Below are 6,999 nucleotides of genomic sequence, written 5' to 3' on the forward strand. Positions count from 1 at the left end.
ATTGCGGTGGCGATGGAAACAACAGGAGTAGCAGGTCATGAGTGTCAGTATTTGGGTTGTGGATGATGACCGCTCCATTCGCTGGGTGTTGGAAAAGGCGCTGGGCCAGGAAGGCTACGCGGTGACCTGCTTTGAAGATGCGGATGAAGCGCTCAATACCCTGGAGCAGGGCGGGCAGGAGCCGGAAGTGCTGATCAGCGACGTGCGCATGCCCGGCACGGATGGGTTGCGGATGCTGAAAATTTTGCAGCGCAAGAATCCGGATCTGCCGGTGATCATCATGACGGCGCATTCCGATCTGGATTCCGCCGTGGCCTCCTACCAGGGGGGCGCGTTTGAATACCTGCCCAAACCGTTTGATGTGGATGAAGCGGTGGCGCTGGTGCGCCGGGCCATCAAGCATCGGGAAGAGTCCCGTGGCGACTTTCCTGAACCGGTTGAAGAGGCGCCCACCGAGATTATCGGTGAAGCCCCGGCCATGCAGGAGGTGTTTCGTGCCATTGGCCGGTTGAGTCACTCCAATGTGACGGTGTTGATCAATGGTCAGTCCGGTACGGGTAAGGAGCTGGTGGCTCGCGCCTTGCACCGCCATTCCATGCGGCGCGAGAAAAACTTCGTTGCCCTGAACATGGCGGCGATTCCCAAAGACCTGATCGAATCAGAGCTGTTCGGCCATGAAAAGGGGGCCTTCACCGGCGCCAATAATCAGCGCGTGGGGCGCTTTGAGCAGGCCAATGGCGGCACCTTGTTTCTCGATGAAATCGGCGACATGCCACTGGAAGCGCAAACCCGATTGTTGCGGGTGCTGCAGGAAAGCGAATTTTATCGCGTAGGCGGGACCACGCCGATCCATGTGGATGTGCGCATTATTGCCGCCACTCACCAGGATCTGGAAAAGCTGGTGAAGGAAGGCGATTTCCGTGAGGATCTGTTCCATCGCCTTAACGTGATCCGCATCCATATTCCGCGCATGGCGGAGCGCCGGGAAGATATTCCCCGCCTGGCGAATTATTTTCTGCAGCGCGCCGGCAGTGAGCTGGGGGTGGAGCCGAAAGTTCTGCACAAGGACACGGAAAAATACCTTTCTGCGCAAACCTGGCCGGGCAATGTGCGGCAGCTGGAAAACACCTGTCGCTGGCTGACCGTGATGGCATCCGGCCGGGAAGTGCTGGTGGACGATTTGCCACCGGAGCTGAAAGAAACCGGCGCAGCGAAAGGTGCGGATGTGAGCGGCGACTGGCTCAAATCCCTGCGCAACTGGGCCGACCGGGCGCTGTCCCAGGGGGAGCGCAGTATCCTTGAGCAGGCGGTTCCGGGCTTTGAGCGCACCATGATCGAAGTGGCCCTGCAGCACACCGGCGGGCGCAAGCGTGACGCGGCGGCGCTGCTGGGCTGGGGGCGCAACACCCTGACACGCAAGATCAAGGAGCTGGATATGGAAAGTCAGCTTAATGGCGGCGATGAAGACTGAAAGCCTTTAGCCGTTCGCGTGCCCGGGTTTCGGATCAGCCATACAGGAGGCCGCGCCTATACGTTTATACGTTGGGCGTGGCCTCTTTCGTTTGGAGTGCAGGGCCGCAATAGTGGATGGCGTTATTCGGTCAGGCTGTCAATTTTCCACTCACCGTCCAGCAGCCAATGGCTGTCTATCTGGTAACTGTCGGCATCATCCGGGAGCACATTTTTTCCACCCCAGGCCAGTGCGGTAAATTGCACCCGGGCCTGTTCCTGTGTCACCGGGTCCAGATCAATCCGGATGCGTGTAAAAGTGATGTTGCGGTTCGGGTAGCGAAAAAACAGCCCCACCAGAGTGCGGTGAATCTCCTTGCGCTGCAGGGTTCTGCCGCGTCTTTCAACGGTCGCGTTATCGCTTAGGCGGCCCATGACTGTGCCCGTGTCGCCGTCCTCGATGGCGGTTTCGATCTCGGCAAGGGCATCCTTGATGGCCTGCTCCGGGGGCGTGTTGTCACAAGCGGCCAGGAGCCCTTGCAGCAAAATCAACAGCAGGTATGCTGAAATTCTTCTTCCTGTCAGAACCTGACTCATGGCGTTATTTCCTTTTCTCGAGCCGTATCGGCAATGCTACCTTCCGGTTGGGCAGGGGCATCAGTTATATGTGGAAGAGAGCGGTAATCCGCAGGGTATTCCTGTGGTGGTGCTGCACGGTGGCCCCGGTGGCGGTTGCTCTCCGGCGCTGCGACGTTTTTTCGATCCGCAACGGTTTCGGATTATTCTGTTTGATCAGCGCGGTGCCGGTCAAAGCCGGCCACTGGCGTCCATTGAGGATAATACCCTGAGCCATTTGCTGGCCGATCTCGAACAGATTCGACAGGCGCTACACGTCGAGCGCTGGATGGTATTTGGCGGTTCCTGGGGTGCCACCCTGGCGCTCGCTTATCTGGCCGCGTTCCCACAGCATATTACTGGCATGGTGCTGCGTGGCATTTTTTTATGCCGTCACCAGGATCTCGACTGGCTCTATACCGAAGCCGGGGCGGCCAGGATGTTCCCGCAGGCCTGGCAAGCCTTGCAGCAGCAGGCGCCACCGGGTAACGGCAGTTTGCTGGAGCGTTATTATCAGGGGTTGCAAGGCGAGCACGCTCGCCGTTATGCCCGGGCCTGGTGTAATTGGGAATCCACCCTGGCGCAGATGCCGACCCAGCCACCGGGCCCGGGCAGTGATGACGAGTTATGCATGGCTCGCCAGGAAACCCATTATTTTCTTGCTGAGGGCTTTGTGGAGCAACCGTTGCTTGAGGCCTGTGCCGGCAGTGCCGTGCCGGTGGAAATTGTGCATGGCAGCCGGGATTTTGTCTGCCCGCCGGAGCAGGCGCTGGCGTTGCATCAGGTGCTGCCAAACAGTGTGCTCAACTGGGTTGAGGGAGGAGGGCATTCTTCCATGGACCCGGGAGTGGCCCAGGCGCTGGTGAAGGCGGTAATGCGACTCGATAGAAGGGGTGAGCAATGAAAGTGTTGATGCAGCGGGTTAGCAAGGCCAGCGTTGATGTGGACGGAGTGACCGTGGGGGCTATCAATAAAGGCTTGGTGCTGCTTATCGGCATTGAAAAGCATGATGACGAAAAGCTGGTCAAGCGGATGGCGGAACGTATTGTCAGCTACAGAGTTTTTGCAGATGATCAGGGGAAGATGAATCAGGATGTGCGAGATGTGGCAGGGGGCTTGTTGGCGATTTCTCAATTTACTTTAGTTGCGGATACCCGGAAGGGGCGACGCCCGAGCTTTAGTAGTGCCGCGCAACCGGCTTTGGGGCGGCGATTGTACGATTGTTGTGTCGAACAATTGGGTGGTTATGGCGTTGCCGTGGCTACGGGGATCTTTGCTGCGGATATGCAGGTTTCTTTGGTTAATGATGGCCCGGTTACCTTTATGCTTGAGATGTGATTTATTCTGAATAAGCTTATTGCAAAGCGGTTCCCCTTGTTTATGATGAGTTTAGTTGCCTGCAAAGGTAACGGGGAGAGCGTTGCCGGCATTTTGCTGGCAGGCATCGTGGCCAGTGAAAGGCTGCATCCCCAGGGAAGATTCATAAAAACTTGGAGGAATTCAGGATGAAAAAGACACTTATCGCTGCCGCTCTGCTGGGCGCTTCAACATCTGCCATGGCTGTGGCGCCGGGTGGTCCGGGCTGTGGCTGGGGCAACATGCTGTTTGAAGGCAAATCCGGCATGCCGATGCATCTTCTGGCGACACTGGTTAACGGCACTACCGGTAACGCCACCTTCGGCATGACCACAGGGACTAACGGTTGTGATACCAGCGGCGCCCTGACCTACAGCGGCCAAAGCCTGCTGGGCATGACGGGTGTGATGGAAGAAGTGGCGCAGGACATGGCCACCGGCGACGGTGAAGCCCTGACTGCTCTGTCTGTTTCCATGGGTATTCAGACTGAAGACCGCGCTCGTTTCAACGCGCTGATGCACGAAAACTTCGCGACCATTTTCCCGAACCAGGACGTGACTGCCGCTGAAGTAATGGCAAGCATCACTGACGTGATGAAACAGGATCAGGCGCTGTCCAAGTACCTGGCCTAATCAGCACAAAAGATCCATCAGAGCCCCGCTTCTGGCGGGGTTTTGTTTTTAGGGCCCTCTTTTCTGACACTTTTGTCGGCTTGTAATTGAGACGGATGAATCCGGATGCGCACTGGTCTTTTCTGTGTGCTGCTGTGCTGGTTTGTGCCGGCGTTTGCTGCAACCCCTTCCCTGTCTGAACTGGCGGAATCGTCCCGCTGGCAGGCGTTATTACATATCAATCCCGGTGCGACCCTGCGTGACAAACATCAGAGTTATGTGGACGACGATACGTTTTTTTTCGCCGATTCCGGTAAGGCCGATCCGTTAGCCGAGCTTGAGGCGACGGAGCAGGCACTTCGTGCTGCGCAATCGCCGGCGCGTTGCCGTTTTCCTGCGCGCTATCGTTTTCTGTCCGAGCAGCTGGGTTGGCAAGACGCGGCACCCTTTTCACACTGCGATGACTACAACGAATGGCGCGACGCGATTCATGCCAATCGCGCGGTGCTGGTTTTCCCCGCCGCCTATTTGAACAGCCCTTCGTCCATGTTCGGACATACCTTGTTAAGGCTGGATCAAGGCGAAGATAGCGCTGTCTGGTTGTCGTGGGCGGTAAACTTTGGCGCGGTTTCAAGCGAAGCCGATAATTCTTTCTTTTATATCTACCGCGGTCTGGCAGGGGGCTACCCGGGTCGCTTTGCCCTTGTGCCCTATGTGCAAAAAATTCAGGAATATTCGCACATGGAAAACCGGGATATGTGGGAATACACCCTGGATCTGGATCAGTCAGAAATCGATTGGCTGATTGATCATCTGTGGGAATTGAAAGACATCAATTTTGATTACTACTTTTTTGATGAGAACTGCTCATTTCGCCTGCTGGAGTTGGTGGAAGTGGCGCGCCCGGGATCCGAATTGCTCAGTGAATTGCGGTTTGCCGAAGTGCCGGTCAATACGGTGCGGGCACTGGATGAGCGCGACATCATTAGCAGCCGCCATTATCGGCCATCCAAATCCGTGGAGCTGGACAATCTGCGTAAACAGCTGGATGGATCCCAGCAAAAAATGGCAAGGGCGCTGGCTGATAATCCTGGCCTGGCTGAGTCTCCCGCTTTTATGGCCGAATCCGAAGAAGACCGGGCGATTATGGCGGCAGTGGCCTATCGCTACATCAGGTTGGCCCACCGCAAGGAAGAGCGAACCCCGGAAGTGGCGAAAAAATCGTTTGCCCTGTTAACGTTGATGAACAGCCTGCCCGCCGCCCCGGTTCCGAAAACAGAGAACCCGGAACCGCCGGAAAAAGGGCACGGAACGCAGATGTTGGGCGTCAGTGGCGGTCAGCGCGAAGGCGAGCTGGATTTCGGCGAGTTGACCTATCGGTTGACCTATCATGACTTGCTCGACAATCAATACGGCTTCCTCCGCGGTGCGCAGATCGAAGGGCTTGACATGACCCTGCGCAGTACCGAGTCCGGGCAGGTCAAACTGGAAGAGCTGGATGTGGTGAGCATCCGTTCGCTGGCACCACGAAACCGCTTCATGAAACCCCTGAGCTGGTACGTGGAGGGCGGTCTGGAGCGAGCCTGGGCGGGCCGGCGCCGGCTGGTGCGCTACATTCAGGGTGGCGCTGGCGGCAGCTGGCTGTGGGAGAACTGGCAGCCATATCTGTTAACCAGCGTGCGAATGGAGAATAATAGCGAGTTCGGCACCTTCCTGACCCCGGGGGCCGGTCTGGATGCGGGCATTTTGTATCACCGTGGCGACTGGCAGTGGCAGTTAGGCAGTGTGGGGCATTATTTCACCAACGATGAATATCGATCCTCCTCCCAGTTTGCGGTGCAGTGGGCAATGACCCGGCAGCACGGCTTGCGCGCTTCACTGGAGCGCGAGAACCGGCGGGGCGGTTACGATGACGAGTTCAAACTCCAATGGCGATGGTATTACGATTAAGCGCAGCGTTGCTGCTGGGCCTGCTGCTGGCAGGGTGCAGCAAACTGTTTTTCTACCCCATGTCTCCGTGGGTACAGAACCCGGAAAATCAGGGCCTGCAGTACGAAGATATTGTACTGATACATCCGCGCGGCATGCGTATCCATGGTTGGTGGCTGCCGGCGGCCGATGATGCGCCGGCCCGTGGCACGGTCTATTTCCTGCACGGCAATGCCCAGAATATCAGCACCCATCTGGCCAATGTGCAGTGGCTGCCGGCACGGGGCTATAACGTCTTTTTGCTGGATTACCGGGGCTACGGGCTGTCGGAAGGCAAGCCGAAGCTGCCGGACGTTTTCGATGATGTGCAGCTGGGGTTGGACTGGCTGCGCCATGCCCGGCGCACGGATGGTGCGCCGCTGGTGGTGTTCGGGCAGAGTTTGGGCGCCTCCATGGCCGCCAGCGTATTGGGCGAAGAGGGCAATGCCGGTGCGGCAGATTGCGTGATTCTGGAGGCGGCGTTTGCCAGCTACCGGGATATCACCAGCGACGTAATGAAGCGTAGCTGGCTGCTGTGGCCGTTGCGCTGGATGGTGGTGCCCACCATGCCGGACCGCGCGCTGGACCCGGAGGAGCGAGTGGCCCACATTGCCCCGACGCCCTTGCTGGTGATGCACAGTGAAGATGACCCGGTGATTCCCTACGCTCACGGCGAGCGGCTGTATGCCGCGGCGACGCAACCCAAAACCTTCCAGAAGCTGCGTGGCGGACACACGGAAAGTACCCGGGACCCGGCGGTGCAGCAGCGCCTGGTGGATTTCATGCAGGACAATGATTGTGCTGCCGAGGTGGCGAAAGCGGAAGAGGCGCCCGAGTCGCCCGCTGAGGGAGGGGGGGAGGAGCCGCCGGCGTTTCCTGTGCCCGCGCCGATTCCTGCTCCAGGCAGTGGTTACCGGTTCTAGGACCGGTTGGGCCAATCCCGGAGGCCTTCAGTGCTACCCATCTCTGGATGTCGGATTACGCCGCTTCGCGGCTAATT

Annotated in this window: 7 protein-coding genes; 6 read left to right on the forward strand and 1 reads right to left on the reverse strand. The window is 58.1% G+C overall.

Translation table 11 applies throughout. The features are described 5' to 3' along the window. Positions 1-37 precede the first annotated feature (37 nt). A complete protein-coding gene (glnG, locus tag A3730_RS22255) occupies positions 38-1,471 on the forward strand; it encodes a nitrogen regulation protein NR(I) (RefSeq protein ID WP_063538964.1) in 1,434 nt (477 codons plus the stop codon). A 122-nt stretch (positions 1,472-1,593) separates the two neighbouring features. Here glnG and A3730_RS22260 read toward each other — a convergent pair whose 3' ends face one another. After that, positions 1,594-2,046: a hypothetical protein gene (locus A3730_RS22260; RefSeq protein ID WP_063518794.1), complete on the reverse strand. Its 453-nt coding sequence runs from the start codon at positions 2,044-2,046 to the stop codon at positions 1,594-1,596. Here A3730_RS22260 and pip point away from each other — a divergent pair. From pip to A3730_RS22285, 5 genes are all read left to right on the forward strand, one after another. After that, entirely contained in the window at positions 2,045-2,968 is a 924-nt protein-coding gene (pip, locus tag A3730_RS22265) for a prolyl aminopeptidase (RefSeq protein ID WP_063518793.1), read from the forward strand. The genes A3730_RS22260 and pip overlap by 2 nt on opposite strands. Further along, the gene (gene dtd, locus A3730_RS22270) at positions 2,965-3,402 is read left to right on the forward strand and encodes a D-aminoacyl-tRNA deacylase (RefSeq protein ID WP_063518792.1); all 438 of its coding nucleotides are present in this window, start codon (positions 2,965-2,967) and stop codon (positions 3,400-3,402) included. Before pip ends, dtd begins: the two co-directional genes overlap by 4 nt. A 167-nt stretch (positions 3,403-3,569) precedes the next feature. Beyond that, the gene (locus A3730_RS22275) at positions 3,570-4,052 is read left to right on the forward strand and encodes a DUF3015 domain-containing protein (protein ID WP_063518791.1); all 483 of its coding nucleotides are present in this window, start codon (positions 3,570-3,572) and stop codon (positions 4,050-4,052) included. Between the two features lie 105 nt (positions 4,053-4,157). Then, positions 4,158-5,981, forward strand: a complete 1,824-nt coding sequence (locus tag A3730_RS22280) for a DUF4105 domain-containing protein (RefSeq protein WP_063538966.1) — start codon at positions 4,158-4,160, stop codon at positions 5,979-5,981. Continuing rightward, positions 5,960-6,922: an alpha/beta hydrolase gene (locus A3730_RS22285; protein WP_231880789.1), complete on the forward strand. Its 963-nt coding sequence runs from the start codon at positions 5,960-5,962 to the stop codon at positions 6,920-6,922. The genes A3730_RS22280 and A3730_RS22285 overlap by 22 nt, the downstream gene beginning before the upstream one ends. Positions 6,923-6,999: the final 77 nt, after the last annotated feature.

The sequence above is a fragment of the Alcanivorax sp. HI0044 genome (assembly GCF_001634945.1).